17 protein-coding genes and 1 pseudogene are annotated in these 16,405 nt (G+C 66.0%); 6 read left to right on the forward strand and 12 right to left on the reverse strand.

The window, feature by feature from the left end; translation table 11 throughout:
• Nucleotides 1–205 precede the first annotated feature (205 nt).
• Nucleotides 206–1,507 carry a hemolysin family protein gene (locus tag C6Y44_RS26630; RefSeq protein ID WP_159419380.1) on the reverse strand — a complete coding sequence of 434 codons (1,302 nt, stop codon included), beginning with the start codon at nucleotides 1,505–1,507 and terminating at the stop codon, nucleotides 206–208.
• 229 nt (nucleotides 1,508–1,736) lie between these two features.
• Here C6Y44_RS26630 and C6Y44_RS26635 point away from each other — a divergent pair, with 229 nt between their 5' ends.
• On the forward strand, nucleotides 1,737–2,315 hold the full coding sequence (locus C6Y44_RS26635) for an Rv1733c family protein (protein ID WP_159419379.1): 579 nt from the start codon (nucleotides 1,737–1,739) through the stop codon (nucleotides 2,313–2,315).
• A gap of 121 nt (nucleotides 2,316–2,436) precedes the next feature.
• On the opposite strand, the gene C6Y44_RS26640 is transcribed toward C6Y44_RS26635, so the two are convergent.
• The 6 genes from C6Y44_RS26640 to C6Y44_RS26670 form a co-directional block, all read right to left on the reverse strand.
• On the reverse strand, nucleotides 2,437–3,150 hold the full coding sequence (locus tag C6Y44_RS26640; protein ID WP_159419378.1) for a universal stress protein: 714 nt from the start codon (nucleotides 3,148–3,150) through the stop codon (nucleotides 2,437–2,439).
• A 9-nt stretch (nucleotides 3,151–3,159) separates the two neighbouring features.
• Complete coding sequence (locus C6Y44_RS26645) at nucleotides 3,160–4,422, reverse strand: glycosyltransferase family 87 protein (RefSeq protein ID WP_159419377.1); 1,263 nt, start codon at nucleotides 4,420–4,422, stop codon at nucleotides 3,160–3,162.
• Nucleotides 4,419–5,648, reverse strand: a complete 1,230-nt coding sequence (gene nhaA / locus C6Y44_RS26650; RefSeq protein WP_216850679.1) for a Na+/H+ antiporter NhaA — start codon at nucleotides 5,646–5,648, stop codon at nucleotides 4,419–4,421. Before nhaA ends, C6Y44_RS26645 begins: the two co-directional genes overlap by 4 nt.
• Before the next feature lie 62 nt (nucleotides 5,649–5,710).
• Nucleotides 5,711–6,652: an alpha/beta fold hydrolase gene (locus C6Y44_RS26655; RefSeq protein WP_192378976.1), complete on the reverse strand. Its 942-nt coding sequence runs from the start codon at nucleotides 6,650–6,652 to the stop codon at nucleotides 5,711–5,713.
• Nucleotides 6,653–7,319: 667 nt separating this feature from the next.
• Entirely contained in the window at nucleotides 7,320–7,835 is a 516-nt protein-coding gene (locus C6Y44_RS26660; protein ID WP_404817811.1) for a phytoene desaturase family protein, read from the reverse strand.
• A gap of 305 nt (nucleotides 7,836–8,140) precedes the next feature.
• On the reverse strand, nucleotides 8,141–8,650 hold the full coding sequence (locus C6Y44_RS26670) for a MarR family winged helix-turn-helix transcriptional regulator (protein WP_159419375.1): 510 nt from the start codon (nucleotides 8,648–8,650) through the stop codon (nucleotides 8,141–8,143).
• A 108-nt stretch (nucleotides 8,651–8,758) separates the two neighbouring features.
• Here C6Y44_RS26670 and C6Y44_RS26675 point away from each other — a divergent pair.
• The 3 genes and pseudogenes from C6Y44_RS26675 to C6Y44_RS26680 all read left to right on the forward strand — a co-directional run bounded on the left by C6Y44_RS26675 (nucleotide 8,759) and on the right by C6Y44_RS26680 (nucleotide 12,122).
• Nucleotides 8,759–11,225 (forward strand): annotated as a pseudogene (locus C6Y44_RS26675) (molybdopterin oxidoreductase family protein).
• On the forward strand, nucleotides 11,225–11,713 hold the full coding sequence (locus C6Y44_RS28285) for a hypothetical protein (protein WP_159419373.1): 489 nt from the start codon (nucleotides 11,225–11,227) through the stop codon (nucleotides 11,711–11,713). The pseudogene C6Y44_RS26675 and the gene C6Y44_RS28285 overlap by 1 nt, the downstream one beginning before the upstream one ends.
• 208 nt (nucleotides 11,714–11,921) lie before the next feature.
• The gene (locus C6Y44_RS26680) at nucleotides 11,922–12,122 is read left to right on the forward strand and encodes a hypothetical protein (RefSeq protein WP_159419372.1); all 201 of its coding nucleotides are present in this window, start codon (nucleotides 11,922–11,924) and stop codon (nucleotides 12,120–12,122) included.
• Nucleotides 12,123–12,209: 87 nt separating this feature from the next.
• On the opposite strand, the gene C6Y44_RS26685 is transcribed toward C6Y44_RS26680, so the two are convergent.
• The 4 genes from C6Y44_RS26685 to C6Y44_RS26700 all read right to left on the reverse strand — a co-directional run bounded on the left by C6Y44_RS26685 (nucleotide 12,210) and on the right by C6Y44_RS26700 (nucleotide 14,542).
• Nucleotides 12,210–12,797, reverse strand: coding sequence for an AMIN-like domain-containing (lipo)protein (locus C6Y44_RS26685; RefSeq protein ID WP_159419371.1), 588 nt, complete (start codon nucleotides 12,795–12,797; stop codon nucleotides 12,210–12,212).
• A gap of 105 nt (nucleotides 12,798–12,902) precedes the next feature.
• On the reverse strand, nucleotides 12,903–13,514 hold the full coding sequence (locus C6Y44_RS26690; RefSeq protein ID WP_225623873.1) for a copper chaperone PCu(A)C: 612 nt from the start codon (nucleotides 13,512–13,514) through the stop codon (nucleotides 12,903–12,905).
• 51 nt (nucleotides 13,515–13,565) lie between these two features.
• Entirely contained in the window at nucleotides 13,566–13,895 is a 330-nt protein-coding gene (locus tag C6Y44_RS26695; RefSeq protein ID WP_225623874.1) for a lipopolysaccharide assembly protein LapA domain-containing protein, read from the reverse strand.
• 428 nt (nucleotides 13,896–14,323) lie between these two features.
• On the reverse strand, nucleotides 14,324–14,542 hold the full coding sequence (locus C6Y44_RS26700) for a hypothetical protein (protein WP_159419370.1): 219 nt from the start codon (nucleotides 14,540–14,542) through the stop codon (nucleotides 14,324–14,326).
• 477 nt (nucleotides 14,543–15,019) lie between these two features.
• Between C6Y44_RS26700 and C6Y44_RS26705 the strand changes: the two genes are divergently transcribed.
• Complete coding sequence (locus C6Y44_RS26705) at nucleotides 15,020–15,226, forward strand: hypothetical protein (protein ID WP_159419369.1); 207 nt, start codon at nucleotides 15,020–15,022, stop codon at nucleotides 15,224–15,226.
• Nucleotides 15,227–15,310: 84 nt separating this feature from the next.
• Here the strand turns inward: C6Y44_RS26705 and C6Y44_RS26710 are convergent, their stop codons facing one another.
• Complete coding sequence (locus C6Y44_RS26710; protein ID WP_159419368.1) at nucleotides 15,311–15,751, reverse strand: response regulator; 441 nt, start codon at nucleotides 15,749–15,751, stop codon at nucleotides 15,311–15,313.
• Between the two features lie 155 nt (nucleotides 15,752–15,906).
• Between C6Y44_RS26710 and C6Y44_RS26715 the strand changes: the two genes are divergently transcribed.
• On the forward strand, nucleotides 15,907–16,281 hold the full coding sequence (locus C6Y44_RS26715; protein ID WP_159419367.1) for a DUF1330 domain-containing protein: 375 nt from the start codon (nucleotides 15,907–15,909) through the stop codon (nucleotides 16,279–16,281).
• Nucleotides 16,282–16,405 lie beyond the last annotated feature (124 nt).

The following is a 16,405-nucleotide window of genomic DNA, read 5'->3' on the forward strand; positions in this document are numbered from 1 at the left end:
TCGCTCCGCGCCGAGTTCCGGCGTTTCTGCGATTCGGCCGATGAGTCGACGCGCTGTTCGTCGTGACGTCGATGATCCCGTATGGCGCGCTGTGCCTGATCTGCGGCAGCTCCCTGACCTACGGCTGGCTCGAGGATGGGAACGGCGCAACCGACGGTCCAGCTCGAGTGCACATCCTGCCTGTGACGGTGGCGTCGAATCCCTGTCATGGGCGGCGGGTCAGGTGCAGGCGTGTAATGCGATGACCGTCGAGTTCGCCCACGGTGAGCCGGTGCCCGTCGCACTCGACGCTCTCACCGGCGCGCGGGAGTCGTTGCAGACGGTGCAGGACGTACCCGGCGACGGTGTCGTAAGGGCCGTCCGGTAACCGGATACCGGTCAGGCGGGAGAAATCGTCGATGTGCAGGCCTGCGTCAACCGAGTGGGCCACTGCCGAGGCGGTCCGGTACGGGCCGGTTCCGATGCTCGCCGGGTCGTCGCGAGGGTCGAATTCGTCGCCGATCTCACCGACGATCTCTTCGACGATGTCCTCGATCGTCACGATCCCGGCAGTACCGCCGTATTCGTCGACCACCACGGCGATTTGCGCATTGCCCCGTCGCATGACCGTCAGAGCCGCCAGGGCCAGTTTGGAACCGGGCAGGGCCAGGATCGGACGGCACAGAGCGGCGACTCGGTCGGGGCCGGTCTCGGGGTTGGCGAGGAGCAGATCGCGCAGGTGTACGAATCCGACCACATGGTCGACGGTGCCGGCCACGACCGGAAATCGACTGTGCGCCGTGTGCAGTGCGAGGGTGCGCGCCTGCGGGATGGGGGTGTCGGCGTCGAGGAAGTCCACTTCGGTGCGTGGCCGCATCACCTCGGTCAGGCACCGTGCTCCGGCGTCGAAGACTTCGGTGAGCACAGTGCGCTCGTCGGGGGGTAGTGCGTCGTGCTCGATCAACATGTCACGGAGTTCGTCGTGGGTGATCTCTTCGTTTGTGCGGGACGGATCGGCACCGAGCAGGCGTACCAGGGCGTCGGTGGAGACCGACAGTAGCCAGATCACCGGGCGCATGAGGGTGGCGAAGCGATCCAGGGTCGGGGCAGTGGCCAGTGCCGTCGCGGTAGCGCGTTGCAGGGCGATGCGTTTGGGTACCAGCTCGCCGAGCACCAGTGACAGATAGGCGATGACCAAGGTGGTGCCGATCAATGCTGTGGCGTTGGCGACGCTGTCGGACGCTCCCCACCGGCGCAGTGTCGGAGCGAGATCGGGGGCGAGGGTGGAGGCACCGTAGGCGGCAGAGAAGAATCCGGCGACGGTCACCCCGATCTGCACCGCGGACAGGAACCGGTTGGGGTCGCGCGCGAGGGCGGCGGTGCGGTGGCCACGTCCCCCGCGTCGATCGAGTTCGCGGATCTGGCTCTCGCGCAGGGAGACCAACGCGATTTCGGTGGCGGCGAACAGGCCGCCGACGAGTACGAAGACCAGTACCAACGCCAGGTTGACGACAGTATCGGCGGTCATGGCGACCTGCCGGCCTCAGCTCGGCGAAGTCTCCGACTGCCGGGACGGGGGTTCGAGCCGGGATCCATACTCCGTGCTCCTTGCGGGTGGTTCCCAGTCTAGGGAAACCCAGCGGGTGGTGAGTACCCCCGGCATCGTCGGACCGGTGGATGCCACGGGAGAAAACGTAGGATCGTCGATACATCCGGATCCATGACCGACACATGAACGGCTCGGTGCAGGAGCGACGATGGATGATCTACGCGTTCTCGCAACACGATGGTGGCGTGCCTCGCCGTGCAACCCCAATCCACTGATGCGCGGCCGTGACCGTGCCACGAACCTCGCGGCGTTCCTCGCGATCGTCTGTGCGGTGCTGATGGTCCCTGTCGCCGCGGCGATCGGCACCGCCGATTACGCCCATACCCGAGCCGAAGCCGATCGTGCCCGGATCGAGCTGCGGCAGGTAACTGCCGTCCTGTCGGCCGATCCTTATCCGGACGACACCGGAGTCGAGGTGGCACCTGCACGATGGCACGTCGACGACAGTGAACACCTCGCAGAGGTGCGTACCCCACCCGGCGCCCGCCTCGGCGACACACTCCCGGTATGGGTCGATACCGAGGGCAGACCCGTCGGCGCGCCGCCCTCCGGCACGATCGTCGCCCTCGACGCGATAGCCACCGTCGTGACGGTGTGGCTCGCAGCCGCGGGGATTCTCGGCCTCGCCGTGTACGTGCTCCGCCGAGTCGCAGCGCGGCATCGGATGCGGGCCTGGGACCGGGAATGGGAAAGCTTCGACCAGACCCTGGGTCGTCCCCCCACCTGAGGCGCATGCGCCGATTCCGCCGCACCAGGAAGTGGGCCGGTTCACCCGTGCGGTGCTCTGGAGCGACCCCGCACAGGGTGCGGGGTCGGTTCGGACGGCGTTTCGAGTCAGGTCCGAAGGGTCAGGTGGTGCGGTGTCCGTCGCTGTCGGAGATTTCCTCGGCGGAGACTCGCACTGCCACCGGCGCAGCGGAGGGGACGGACGGGCTCGCGGTGGTGCGTGTGGGGTCGACCACGAGGACGGGGACGGGGCAGTGGGCGATGAGATATTCGGCGACACTGCCGAGCATCCGGTTGGACATCCCGCGCCCACGCTTGCCGACCACCACGGTGTCGGCGTGCTGGTCCTGGGCGAACCAGCGCAGGCATGGTCCGGGCGGGCCGGCGAGCACGGCGTAACCGACCGGGAGGTCCCCTGCCCTGGTAGCGGCGTCGGCCAGGGTGCGTTTGGTTCGCTCGAGTGCGGCCGAATCGGGATCGGTGCCGTCGTCGTAGGAGATCACCGCGACGAGTTCGAACACGGCTGCGGCCGGGCCGAACAGTTGCAGCGCCGCGCGCAAGGCGTGCTCGGCTTCCGTCGAGCCGTCGTAGCCGACCATCACCCGAAGACCGCCGGGCTCGGCGTCACCGGCGCCCCACCGGGCAATCGGTGCTGTTTCCACCGAGCGGGGGGTGCGTTCGATGCGTTCGAGAGCAATCGGGACGAACAGCGGCCCGAGGATCACGGCGATGACGGTCCAGCGGGGGTCGTGGCCACGGCGGGCCATCCACAATCCGGTAACCAACCCGGACAGCACCCAGACGATCAGGAAGACGACAAAGACGGTCCAGTTCACGTTGTCTCCTCAAAGACGATGCGGCACAGAGGATGCGGGGCGGTGGTCGGTGTTCCTGCCGTCCTGCTCGGCGGGTGGACGGGGCGGCCGTATTCGACGGTCGAGCAGTACCGCGAAGATCACGACCAGCAGCAGTGACCATCCCCAGGTCGGGCGCATGTATTCGATGTAACGACCGGCTTCGATCCAGCGTCCGGAATACCACTGGTCGGCGCTGAGGAAGCCGTAGACGGCCAGCCAGGCCGGCCAGTTGCGCATCACCGATTGCGGTAGCACCACGCTCATCAGCAGGGGAAACAGCAGCATGGAGTAATACATCTGTCCGAGCGAGCCCAGCAGGAAGGATGCGGTCATCAACACACCGGCGCTGGTGACGACGAAGAATACTTCGTCGTGGCGGTGATAGCGGTAGAGCAGATAGATCGTCGTCGCGGTGAGCAGTGCGAAGCCGATCCGCAGGATCAGGATCAGTGGTTCGGGCAGCCCGTAGTAGGTGCCGTTGCCGGTAATCGAGCTGTTGAAATAGTCGCGGGACTGCAGCAGATACGGCACGGTGCGTTCGACGAACTGCCACGGATCGGCCGCCCACGGCCACGCCAGCGCGGTCAGCGCGATGGGGACTCCGGCTGCCGTAATGAACACTTTCAGTTGTCGGCGCAGGACAGGCAGAAGCAGCAGGGGCGCCAGGATCGGTTTGATCGCAAAGGTCAGCCCGATCGCCGCTCCCGCCCACAGGTCGCGTCGGGCGAGCAGCAGCGTCAAAAAGGCCACTTGTCCGAGCAGGATTACGCCGTTGATGTTGGTGAATACCAAGGTGTTGACCACCGATTCGGACACGAACGCCACCGTTACCGCGATCGGCAGCGCTGCCGACGCAGCGGTATGGCCGAACATCCGAACCACTAGATACACCGCGAGCAGCACCGCGAGGGCGTTGGCGCCGATGAACACCCATCGCGACAGTTCGTGCTCGAACACCGCGAACGGGGCGATCAGAAGTGAGCCCGAGGGTGGGTAGAGATAGTGCGGGTCGACGTGGTGATAGGCGGCGGTGTAGACCGGCTGGCGATTCCAGAACGCGACCGCGGCCCGATACACCCCGGTGAAGTCGTCGGTACGGTGCCCGTCGACCGCCAGGATCACGGTGCGGTGCACCACCAGCATCACTGCGACCGGCCAGAACACACACTGCAACAGGGCCTGGGGCGAGCGGGCGGTGGCCTGGGCCCACCACCGGGTACGGGGCGAACCGGAGACGGGAAGATCGGTCATCGCTGCTGGTAGACGTCGGGGATCCCGTCGCCGTCCTCATCTTCGAGTTCGGCCGCGCGGATTCTCCGGTAGGTGCGGTTGCGGGAGGTGAGCACGATCGAGGCGAGAACCGCGCTGAGCAGCGAGCCACACAGCACCGCGACCTTGACGTGGTCGGCCGCGACAGTGCCCGCCCCGTAGGCGAGATCCCCGATCAGCAGCGACACCGTGAATCCGATACCACCGAGCAGCGACACCCCGAGCACGTCCACCCACCGCAGCTCGTCGTCCAGACGAGCACGGGTGAACCGGGCCACCAGATAGCTGACCCCGAAGATCCCGGCGACCTTGCCGAGCACCAGACCGGCAATCACCCCGAGGGAGATGGGATCGGTGAGCGCATCGGACAATCCGCTGAGTCCCCCGACGGTGACGCCGGCGGCGAAGAACGCGAACACCGGCACCGCGAACCCCGCGGACAGAGGCCGGATGCGGTGTTCGATGTGCTCGGCGACCGCGACCGAGCTGTCTCCGACCCGGCGGGTGACGGGAACCGCGAACCCGAGCAGTACCCCGGCGATGGTGGCGTGCACACCGGATTCGTGCACCAGCCACCACGTCAGGCCGGCCAAGGGCACCAGCAACCACCACCTGCCGCCCCCGCGTCGCAGCGTGATACCGAAGGCCAGCAGGGGAACCAACGCAGCACCCAGATACAGCAGGTTCAGCTCGTCGGTGTAGAACACGGCGATCACAGTCACCGCGAGCAGATCGTCGACCACGGCGAGGGTGAGCAGAAAGGTACGTAAGGCCGACGGCAGATGACTGCCGATCACGGCGAGGATCGCCACCGCGAACGCGATATCGGTGGCGGTGGGCACCGCCCAGCCGTTCAACGCTTCGGCTCCGCCGCGGAGATTGACCGTCACGAAGATCAGTGCGGGCACGGCCATTCCGCCGAGGGCGGCGGTCACCGGCATCGCGGCGCGCCGCAGATCCCGCAGGCTGCCTTCGACGAATTCGCGTTTGAGTTCGACGCCGACGACGAAGAAGAACACCGCCAGCAGCCCGTCGGCCGCCCAGGCCCCGAGGGACAGATCCAGGTGCAACGCAGCCGGGCCGACGGTGGTCTCCCGCAACGTGTGGTAGGAATCCGACCACGTGGTGTTTGCCCAGATCAACGCTGCCAGCGCGCCGATCAGCAGCAGCACGCCCCCGACGGTTTCCTTGCGGAGGATCTCCGCCACCCGGCGGGATTCCTCCCAGGATCCGCGGGACAGAAACGGTCGACCGGAGAAGATATTCGACATCACATGTCCTCGACGTGGTTGCTGGTGCTCGATCGTCCGGGCCGCTGTATCGCGGGGGAGGGGGCGGTGGATATCGCAGAGTCGGCGAGTGCGGCGAGCTGTTCGGGGGCTTCGAGCGGGATCAGATGCCCGACGCCGTCGAGCAGGTGGATCGATGCCTGGGGTACCCGCCCGCCGAGCGCGCCGCGCACGGGCTCGGTCAGGAAAGGGTCGTCTCCACCGACTGCGATCGTGATCGGGACGTGCTCTGCCTTTTGTGTGATCGCGTCGTCGGGGACCAATGGCCGGATCCGGGGCGGAAGGTAGTGCGCACCGATAGTGCAGTACAACGCCACCAAGTCCGCATCGGGCTTGAAACCGGTACCGGTCACCACACGCAGGAACCGCTCTGCCGACTGCGGATCGGCGTCGGTGTGCCACCGCCACCGGTGCCATCGTGACGCCGCGGTCTGCCGGATCGGGGACAACCCGATCGGGGCGGCCAACACGAGATCGGTGACGTGCACGTGGCGTGGCGCCGATACGGCGATCGCGGCACCGAATCCGTACCCGATCACGGTCACCGGTGAGGACGTCAGCTGGGCCAACACCGTGTCGAACCACTGCCCGTAAACGGTCCAGAGATCTCGGACGGGATATCGCGGGTCGCTCAAACCCGGCATCCCCGGCGGGTCGACGATGAAAACCTGCCGGGACGGACCGAGGACATCGATCAGTGCCGTCATCGCCGCAGCCGGAACCTCCGTACCGGCCACCACTACGATTGCCGGCAACGCGGATCGGGTGCCGCTGGTGACCACACCGGTGGCACCCAGCGCACTGTCGACGTACCGAACCTCGTACCGCTGCTTCGTACCGGACAACAGGCGGCGACACGAGGACTGCACAAAGATGTGGTCACCGGGACTGCGATAGGGGTACTTGGTGTGCAGACCGGTCACTGGGCGAGTAGCACATCGTGATTGCCAGGACAGGTGAGGGTGAGGCAGATCGGCGCAAACACAACGGTCCTTCGGGTCGACTACGACAACATGTTCTCGCCGACCAGACTTCCCGGCACACCGCTTGCGACCCTATCGCATTGAGACCCCCGGACCGCAAGAAGGACACCATCGGCGCACGAAAGGTGAGTAGGCCGAGCACGAACTCCAAGTATCCGATGCCGGTCGGCGTGTCCCGCGAGAAGCCCCTGCCGCTAGGAGAGCGAGGTTGGTTCCGTACCGGTGCCGACCATAGGCGATGGGTGCCGACACATGGAGGCTACGTGCCCCAATGGTCAATCGGCGGTGGCCGGTTTCGGGAAGCAGAGCGAGCCAAGTCGACATATGGACGCCCGATCGGCCGAGGCACCGCCCGAAGTGCACGCAATGCAACGCGTGCGTTGCATGCACGCATCGCACTGCGTGCATCTTGATCTGCCGCTGATCCGGGCGGGTGGCCAAACTGACGCGAGCCATGTGCCATCTCCGCTGACTGGCGATAGCTTTACAGAAATAGCTGTTCGTCGCAGAGATCTCTCGTGGTCGGGGTGCCCGATCACCATGACGCGAACCGTCCCCTGCACCCTTCCAAGAGAGGGTTGAGGGCACGGAGTGGGTGTTTATCGCATCAACGTCTGCTGCAGCGCTTGTATCGCTGTGCGATAGACCCCACTCCATGTGCCCTCGCGAGCGAGTGCGGCCCGGCCAGGAACACCCGGTCGACGGGGGTGTCGGCCCGTCCCAGGCCGGGGGTGGGCTGGAAGATCAGCTGCTGATGCAGGGCGGAGGTGCCCTGGTTGATGGCTCCGCCGACGAGGACGGCATTGTGTTGTTCGAGCTCGATCGGGCTTTGGATGGCGCGACCGAGGATGCGGCCGGTGAACCCTGGTGCATGTCGTTCGACGACGGTCTGGATCCGGTCGGCGAAGCGTTCTCGCCGCGCGGCGGTCCATTCGAGGTCTCGGCGGGGGACGTGGGTGTACGCCCACACGGCTTCGGTGCCCGGTGGCGAACGCGACGGATCGGTGGTGCTCATCTGCCCCATCAAGACGAACGGTCGCTCCGGCAGTACGCCGGTGAGCCGACGGACCAGTGCTTCGGTGATACGTACCGCCCCGCCCTCGGGCACGGGAAAGCCGACCATTTGTCCCAGCATGGTCAGCAGCCACCCGAACAGAGCGCCGGCAGCGTCGTCGGGACCCAGATCGCTATGGACGGAGTTACCCGCCAACAGTATTCGCGCTCTGGCATCCCGCGGACGGGCCGAACGGAACGGACTTCGGCGCCCACGGCGAATTCGACGACCGTGCCCGGACCTCGAGCGTGCAGGCCTGGCTGTCCCGCCATCACGGACTGCTCGCGGCGTCGGTCACCGGCGCACTCACCGCCACCGGGATGGCTCTCGCGGCACGGCCCCGCATTACATGATCTCCCGGCCACGGCACCCGGTCACGGATGGATCGGCCACAACAACGTGAGCGCATCATCGGTGATCGGTTCGCCGGCGGCTACCGCAAAGGCGTCGAGGGCGACCGCGAGGTCGTCGCGCTGCGAAGCACTCAACCTTTTCAATACCGCGGAGATGGCATCACGCCGATGGTCTGTGACAGTCTGTACGAGATCGGCACCGGACGGCGTCAACGTCAAGGCGAGTCTGCGGCGATCCTCCGGGGCATCACGTCGATCCAGCAACCCCAGCTTGATCAGCTTGTCCACCGTTCGACTTGCGTTGGAAGGATCGACTCCGAGATCGTCTGCTACGACCGCGAGACTGAGCGGGCCGCGTGTGCCCACCAGCACGAGCACGCGCAACTGCGGAATGCTGACTCGGTCCTCCACTTCGGCAACCGACGCTGCCGCAATCCCCACCAGTGCGCGCGACGCCCACATCACCGCATCGACCTGCCGATCGAACTTCTTCTTCGAACGTCGTCGGGAAGAACGGGGCGGAGCGTCCATGGGCGTCATCCTCCGTCAGTCCCTGCAATACGGCAACCATTGCATCCACGCAAAGAATTCGCTCCCGTGCCACGTTTGCGTACCCCCGCCGGGGGTACCGCCGAGAACATGACGTCTACGGACCGGATCGGAAATCCGTGGGGCACTCGCACCCCGTACGGCCCCGGACAGGAGTGGCCGACCCGAGTCGATTCCTTCCTCGCCGACGGATTGACCGACAACGACGTAGACCGATGGGTGCAGTCGGCGACCATCCTGCATTCCAACGGCGACGGCCTCGACATCGCCGTCAAGGACGGCCGGATGGTGGGGGTGCGCGGCCGCGCCGCCGACCGGGTCAACCACGGCCGACTCGATCCGAAGGACCTGTTCGGCTGGCAGGCCAATCACTCACCGGATCGGCTCACGGCACCGTTGATCCGGCGCCGCGGCAAGCTGGTGGAAACCGATTGGGATACGGCGATGGAGGCGGTCGCCGGTCGCACGAAGCAGTTGCTCGACGAACGGGGCCCGAGTTCGATCGGTTTCTACACCACCGGGCAGTTGTTCCTCGAGGAGTACTACACCCTCGCGTTGATCGGCCATGGTGGCATCGGCACCAACCACATGGACGGCAATACCCGTCTGTGTACGGCGACGGCCGCCGCGGCGCTCAAGGAGTCGTTCGCCTGTGATGGGCAGCCCGGCTCCTACACCGATATCGACCACGCCGATGTCATCGCCCTGTACGGGCACAATATGGCCGAGACGCAGTCGGTGTTGTGGATGCGCATCCTCGATCGGCTCGCCGGCCCGAATCCACCGGCGCTGATCTGTGTGGATCCGAGACAGACCCCGGTGGCGCGGGCGGCGACGGTGCATCTGGCACCGCGTCCGGGCACGAACGTGATGCTCATGAATGCATTGCTGCACGAGATCGTGCGCAACGAGTGGATCGACCGGGACTATCTCGAGGCCCACACCGTCGGGTTCGCCGAACTACAGAGCCAACTCGAGCACTATCCGGTCGACAAAGCCGCCGAGGTGTGCGATGTGCCGGTCGAGGACCTGCGGGAAGCCGCTCGCCTGCTGGGTACCTCCGAGCGGTTGCTGTCGACGGTGCTGCAAGGTTTCTACCAATCGCATCAGGCGACCTCGGCTGCGGTGCAGGTCAACAACATTCATCTGGTGCGGGGCATGCTCGGCAAACCGGGCTGTGGGGTGCTGCAGATGAACGGGCAGCCCACCGCCCAGAACACCCGGGAATGCGGGGCCGACGGGGATCTGCCGGCCTTCCGGAACTGGGCCAACGACGCGCACATCGAAGAGCTGGCGCGGGTGTGGAACATCGATCCGATGCGGATCCCGCACTACACCGCCCCGACCCACCTGATGCAGATGATGCGCTACGTCGAAGACGGCTCGATCCGATTCCTCTACGTCAACGGCACCAATCCGGCAGTGTCGTTGCCCGAACTCGACCGCATCCGCAAGATCCTCACGCAGGATCGGCTGTTCCTGGTGGTCCAAGACATCTTCCTGTCGGAGACCGCGCAACTGGCCGATGTCGTGCTACCCGCTGCGACGTGGGGGGAGAAGACCGGGACGTTCACCAACGTCGATCGGACGGTACATCTGTCGGAGAAGGCGATCGAACCCCCAGGGCAGGCCCGACCCGATCTCGACATCTTCATCGACTACGCCCATCGGCTGGGCCTGAAGGACAAGGACGGGGCCCCACTGGTGAAATGGTCCACTCCCGAGGAGGCCTTCGAAGGCTGGAAGCAATGCACGGCCGGCCGGCCCTGTGACTACACCGGCATCACCTACGACAAGCTGCGCGGCGGCAGCGGCATCCAGTGGCCGTGCAACGACGACCATCCCGACGGCACCGAACGTCTCTATGAGGGCGGACAGTTCTGGTCCGCTCCGGACTACTGCGAGAGCTACGGCCGGGACATGGTCACCGGCGCGCCGCTCGAACCGACCGAATACAAGGCGATGAACCCGTACGGCAAAGCGATCATCAAGGCCGGCGAATACCTGCCGCCGCACGAGACGGTGACCGACGAGTATCCCTATTTCCTCACCACGGGTCGCACCCTGTACCACTTCCACACCCGCACCAAGACCGGACGGGCCCCGCAACTGCAGCAGGCCGCCCCCGAGGTTTGGGTGGAGATGTCCGAACACGATGCGCACCGGCACGACTGGTCGGAAGGGGACCTGCTGCGCATCACCACGCCCCGCGGCCGGGTGGAGGCGAAACTGCGGATCAGCGGTATCCGTCGAGGTGTGGTCTTCCTGCCGTTCCATTACGGCTACTGGGACACCCGCGCCGGGCACGAACCGGGCGGCAAGGACGGCAGGGCCGCGAACGAACTCACGCTCACCGACTGGGATCCGGCCTCGAAGCAACCGCTGTTCAAAGGTGGTGCCGCCCGCCTCGAACGCATCCGGGCCACGGACGGCACTGCGTCGGCGGCGCCGACGACGACCGCGTCGAAACCGGTCGAGTTAGCGGTGCCCGAGACCGTCGGGGGGGCCGGATGCGGCCGCCACCGAGCAGCTTCCCGATTCGCGTGGAGGTGCGTGATGAACAAGTTGGCCCTGGCGATCGAGGAGCTGCACCGCTCGGAGAACGATCTAGCCGGCGAGTTGCTGCAGGTCTCCGACCGGCACAAGGTCGACCACGAGATCTTCCACGTCGCGCGCGATATCGCCGGATGGTCGCAGCAGCATGTACACGAGCTCGCTCGGGTGGGACAGGATTACGGCCTCGATCTCGACGCCGAGCCCGACCACGACCCGACGGTGCTCGCAAAGGTGCGGCAAAAAGGTAGCGAACTGCTCGGCCGGCACCACGCACCGGCATTGCTGCTCCTGCGGGACCTGCGCGACATCCACCGCAAGGCGGCCGGGGTTTCGCTGGACTGGGAGATCCTGGCCCAGACCGCCCAAGCACTCGGTGACCGGGAACTGCTCGCCGCCACGAAACGCTGCCATCCTCAAACGCTGCGTCAATTGCGTTGGGCCAATGCGAAACTGAAGGAAATTGCAGCTCAAGCCCTGGTCACCGACTGAACCACCGACAGGTGCGGACGAGGACGTCACTGTCCGTCCAACCTGGACGCAGGGGCTCTCGACATAGTTCGTTCACGCGCCGCAGGTGCTCGCGGTGCCCGCGGTCAACCATCCGCGGGCTGCGACGATTCGATGCTGTGGTTTGTAGGAATGGCGAGCGTCCGGTGCCGTCATACATCTGCAGCCGGGCGGTTCCTATCCTGGCAGGATGAGCACCCGCCGGTTCACTCTGCGTCTTCCATGCCATCTGTCGTCCCAGGACGCGCTCGAGCGGGCAGCAGCAGCCCTGCACAATCGGCAGGTCACCGAGGTAGCGGAGCTGCGTGTGCACCCGGCGCTGACCACGAGTGAGCCCGGGATGTGCACGTTCACCTTCACCTACGAACCCCGCGGTCGGTGCTCCGGTTGAGAACTCCGCTCATCCGATGTCGGTGCGATCGCGCCGGTGGGTCGAGACAATTGTTGCTGCGGCGGTTTTCCTCGGCGCATTCCTGTATCAGTGGGCGACATCGATGACCACGCGGGCCGGGTCATCGAGGGAGTACACCGCGAAGGGAAGACCCGGGGCTGCGAGGCCGATGAAGGACTGGGTGGCGCCTTCGAAGATCGTCGTGCCGGTGACCTCGACGGCCGAGCCGCCTGCTCGCCCGCGGACCGGGAAAGGGCCGGTGTACGGCGTGATCTCGCTGGTGAACGGATAGGCGGAGCCACTGATCCGGACCTCGAGGACCGCGTCACCGGCGACAGGCACCGTCTCGCCGCTGCCGACCTCGATCGCGCGATCGACGTAGCCCACCCGCCAGCCGGGGGTGCCGAGGCCGCCGAGTTCGTAGACCACGCGGTCGAACCCCTCGTGTGTGCCGGTGCGGATGTCGGTGACGGTCAGCGCCGCGTCGGTGTCGGCCGGTGCGGTCTTGTCCGTCGTGTCGACCGGGACGGTGCCGGGTGTATGGGTGGCGGTGGCCGCGGCGACGGCGGGGGTCGGGACGGGAGCAACCTCATCGGAGATGGCCGAGCATCCGGTCAGTGCCATCGCTGTAGTAGCGGCGATCAACATGATGCGGATGTGAGTGGTGGGATTCATGCTTTGAGAGTGACCCCTGTGCAGTCAGGACAAACCGGACCGATTCAGATCCGCATATGCCGCCGACACGGACGAGAACCTCTGTCGCGCAGAATCGTCGCGAGGTCATGGGCTCGCCGGCAGAGGCGGGAGCGGTCGTTCGGTGGGCAGTGGTTCGTTCGGGGTCCAGGCGTCGAAGGGCACCTCGAAGGTGACCGTGCCGGCTCGTTCGAAGGTGAAGGTCACCGGGTGGGTCAGGCCGGGTCGGATCGCTTCGGCGGGGAATCGGCCGCGCACCGTCAGAGGTCGATCCGGTGCCGTGGTCGGTCGGAGTTGTTCGATGGGTTCTCCGGCGGCCAGGGAACTGCCGGGCAGCAGTTCGCGTGCCTGATCGGAGGCCTCGAGTGTCAACTCTCCGGCGGGAGAGTCGATCGAGACGAGCCGGTCGGGCGCGGAGGACTGGTTGACGACGGTGAAGGCCAGGGTGACCTGTCCGTATCGGGGGACGACAGGAGCAGCGGGTTCGGCCTCGAAGTACACATTGCGCAGCAGCAGGTCGCCGAGTTCGGCATTGGTGCCGTTGATGGCGGCCTGTTGGGTATCGGTTTGGGTGATCTGCCCTGCCCCGCATGCAACGAGCAGGGGCGCTGTCAACACGAGAACGAGGAGCGACCAGGCTCGACGACGCGCGGCCGAGATGCGGTGGGTGTGTAGGCGATGTCGTGCAGGGGGTTCCACAGGTCTCCTTTTGTCGTGATCGACCGGGCGCCGGTTCGGACGCTCGCCGGGTCACTGTGCTTTGCGGTAGGCGTGGCGCAGCTGCCAGATCCGGGCGCCGCCGATCACTGCGGCGATCAGCAGTCCCGCCAGAGCCGCGAACAATAGCGCCACGCCCAGCGGGAGGGTGAAATCCCAGCCGAGGAAGGCAATAGCGGTGCGTTCGGTGTGCTGCAGGATGAACACCAGCAGCACGACGGTGACCACCGCTCCTATGGCCAGTGCCACCAACATCCGGCCGGTGCGGGTCGGTTCGACCACGCCGGTGTGGTGTGCGGGATCGGCGGGAGAGGGGTCGACGTCACCGGAGCGTCTGCCCCGGTGTGAGGTGTGGGTACGCATGATCGGTTTCTCCCTTCATCGGTCCGGAGCAGGTACCAGGGCATTGCCGTGTGTGGTCAGAAAATGCCGAGGGTGCCCTGCCACACGGCCGTGAGGAGGTAGATAGCAATAGCGAGGGGATAGTAGGGATTCATCGATGTTCCTCAGCGTGCTTCAACATGCCTGGGCCAAACGGGCGATGTGACATCACTGCTGCGTGGGGCAGTGTGATGGGTCGAGATCTCGAGGGGTGCTCGACACGGGCGCCGCGCGCTGTCCGAGGCGAGTTCAGTGCGAATCGGTGGAGGGGTTCGGCCGTGTGTCGCCGAACGTGGTGTCGCGCTCGGACCGGTCTGCTGAGGTCGGCGCGTGCATGCGGTCCAGGTGCAGCTTGATCCATTCGGTGGTCACGGTCGGGTGGGCGGAGGAGTGCGGGTTCATGATCCTGCTCAACTGGTGGGTTGCGGATACTCGCAGTCCACGGTGGGGTTGATCCCCATGTAGTTCAGGGGTCCGGCCGCGATGGTCACCGCGATGGTGCCGACGCTGGCGCAGTTGGTCGAGGCGTCACCGTAGTATCCGCGTTGTCCTGCGGCGACGGCGCCGATGATCAACCAGATCAGTATCAGGAGGGTGAGCAGGCCGGACAGGCGGCTTCTGGTTCGCATCGTGCGCTCCAATCCACGAAAGCGGCCACATCGAGCGCGGTGCTCGCTCGGCCGTCCCGACCGGATGAGTGCGGGGCCGAGATATTCGATCCGGCCGACGACACCCCGGACGGGGCGCGCCCCTCGAAACGCTGCTCGTTGCGGAGGCGCAACCATTGCGATCGGTGGGGAAGATCCAAATCATCGATGGAGCTTGCACTTTCGTTCTATGACCCACCCTAGTAAGCCGGTGCAGACGTGCCAAGGCGCCGACGTGGTCGACCGACGATGGTTATGCGATTGCAATATCTCGGTTCGCTCGAAGTCAATTCGTGCCCAGTAAGAACCGAACGTCGCACGGTAGGACTGTGCAGGTGAAGAGCGGTGGTGCGGCACAGCAAAGCCCCGGGGACCGTACCGCGGCCTTCGATCCGCAAAGCACCCGCGGTGAAACCGGGTTTTTGGGTATCGCCTCGTGGGCCAGTAGGGTGCACGCCCATGGCATTATCCTCGTTCGACATCGATACCCCCATGGCCTATCACGTTGCCCAACAGAACATTCTGCATCGGCTCGATGCCGGCGCCGACGTCGACGACGTGCGCGCGCAGTGGCAGCAGACCATCGACCGGATCGTCGACACTCGGGTGGCCGGCGATGATGCGCTCGTGTTCGTCAGGGCGCCGGAGCTGGGCCCGGACCGCTAGAGACCGCGCCCGGTGCGAGCGTCGAGTCTGTCGCCCGCACCGGTCGGTGCCGGCGTCTCGGGATCAGGGCGTGCCGAGTGTGTGCTACCGGCCGGGTAGCCGCACCACATGCAGAAAGAAGTTGTCGATCTTGCGGATCACGTCGGCGAACTGATCGAAGTCGACGGGTTTGGTGATGTAGGCGTTGGCGTGCAGCCGGTAGCTGCGCAGCAGGTCTTCTTCGGCTGCGGAGGAGGTCAACACCACCACGGGGATGGCGGACAGCTCCGGATCGGCCTTGATCTCAGCGAGCACCTCACGGCCATCGCGGCCGGGTAGATTCAGATCGAGCAGGATCAGATCCGGACGGGGCACATCGGTGTAGGGGAAGTGGCGGTGCAGGAACTGCAGTGCCTGCTCGCCGTTGCGCACCACGTGCACCGTGTTGGTGATCTTGTGGTCGGCGAAGGCTTCCCGGGTCATCAACTCGTCTTCGGGATCGTCTTCGACGAGCAGAACGACGATAGGATCGGCAGGATCGGTCATCGTGTCTGCCTTCCGGGGGAGAGGACACGGCAGGGTGCACACACGCGGTCGACGGTACGCCACCGCCGGTGCACTTGTCCTGAATGCCCCCGTGAATACCCGAATGCCGGGAATCGCGCGCAAGCCCGACCGCGGGTCTGTGCCAGACTGCGGGCATGGCTGTCGATCCGCGTGGTACCGACCTGAAACGTTTTCTTGCCGAGGATCCCGGTGGGCCGGTGGTGATGCTGAATCTGCTGCGTTTCGCCGAAGGCGGACGAGAACTCTACGACCGGTACGCCGCGGCACTGCACGAGAGGTTTCTGCCACGCTACGGCGGCGAGGTCCTCTACGCCGGGGACGGCTCGACCGCGCTGGTCGCCGATTCGGGCCGGCAGTGGGATGCGGTGCTGCTGGTGCGCTATCCCTCCCGCAGCGCGTTCTCGCAGATGGTCGCCGACCCCGACTACCAGCAGGTGACCACCTGGCGCACCGAGGCGTTGACCGAAGCGGTGCTGCAGGCCAGCGTGCCGTGGCCCGAGCGCTCCTAAAGCAGCAGCGTCCCCACCGTCCGGCTCAACCGGCACCTGCGTGGTGCAGCTGCCGAACGGCGCCGATCCCTTCGGTGCACCGTGATGGGCGGGCAGTGGCGTGCGGCCATCGGTGCGCACCGCC

The sequence above is a fragment of the Rhodococcus rhodochrous genome (assembly GCF_014854695.1).
Lineage (GTDB): Bacteria > Actinomycetota > Actinomycetes > Mycobacteriales > Mycobacteriaceae > Rhodococcus.

What these genes read in the sequence shown, in the direction of transcription:
- C6Y44_RS26670 (WP_159419375.1), bottom strand. Translation starts at nt 8,650, where the DNA reads ATGGACGCTCCGCCCCGTTCTTCCCGACGACGTTCGAAGAAGAAGTTC.
- C6Y44_RS26685 (WP_159419371.1), bottom strand. Translation starts at nt 12,797, where the DNA reads ATGAATCCCACCACTCACATCCGCATCATGTTGATCGCCGCTACTACA.
- C6Y44_RS26660 (WP_404817811.1), bottom strand. Translation starts at nt 7,835, where the DNA reads ATGGTCGGCTTTCCCGTGCCCGAGGGCGGGGCGGTACGTATCACCGAA.
- C6Y44_RS26645 (WP_159419377.1), bottom strand. Translation starts at nt 4,422, where the DNA reads ATGACCGATCTTCCCGTCTCCGGTTCGCCCCGTACCCGGTGGTGGGCC.
- C6Y44_RS26635 (WP_159419379.1), top strand. Translation starts at nt 1,737, where the DNA reads ATGGATGATCTACGCGTTCTCGCAACACGATGGTGGCGTGCCTCGCCG.
- C6Y44_RS26705 (WP_159419369.1), top strand. Translation starts at nt 15,020, where the DNA reads ATGGCATTATCCTCGTTCGACATCGATACCCCCATGGCCTATCACGTT.
- C6Y44_RS26715 (WP_159419367.1), top strand. Translation starts at nt 15,907, where the DNA reads ATGGCTGTCGATCCGCGTGGTACCGACCTGAAACGTTTTCTTGCCGAG.
- C6Y44_RS26630 (WP_159419380.1), bottom strand. Translation starts at nt 1,507, where the DNA reads ATGACCGCCGATACTGTCGTCAACCTGGCGTTGGTACTGGTCTTCGTA.
- C6Y44_RS26680 (WP_159419372.1), top strand. Translation starts at nt 11,922, where the DNA reads ATGAGCACCCGCCGGTTCACTCTGCGTCTTCCATGCCATCTGTCGTCC.
- C6Y44_RS26710 (WP_159419368.1), bottom strand. Translation starts at nt 15,751, where the DNA reads ATGACCGATCCTGCCGATCCTATCGTCGTTCTGCTCGTCGAAGACGAT.
- C6Y44_RS26700 (WP_159419370.1), bottom strand. Translation starts at nt 14,542, where the DNA reads ATGCGAACCAGAAGCCGCCTGTCCGGCCTGCTCACCCTCCTGATACTG.
- C6Y44_RS26695 (WP_225623874.1), bottom strand. Translation starts at nt 13,895, where the DNA reads ATGCGTACCCACACCTCACACCGGGGCAGACGCTCCGGTGACGTCGAC.
- C6Y44_RS28285 (WP_159419373.1), top strand. Translation starts at nt 11,225, where the DNA reads ATGAACAAGTTGGCCCTGGCGATCGAGGAGCTGCACCGCTCGGAGAAC.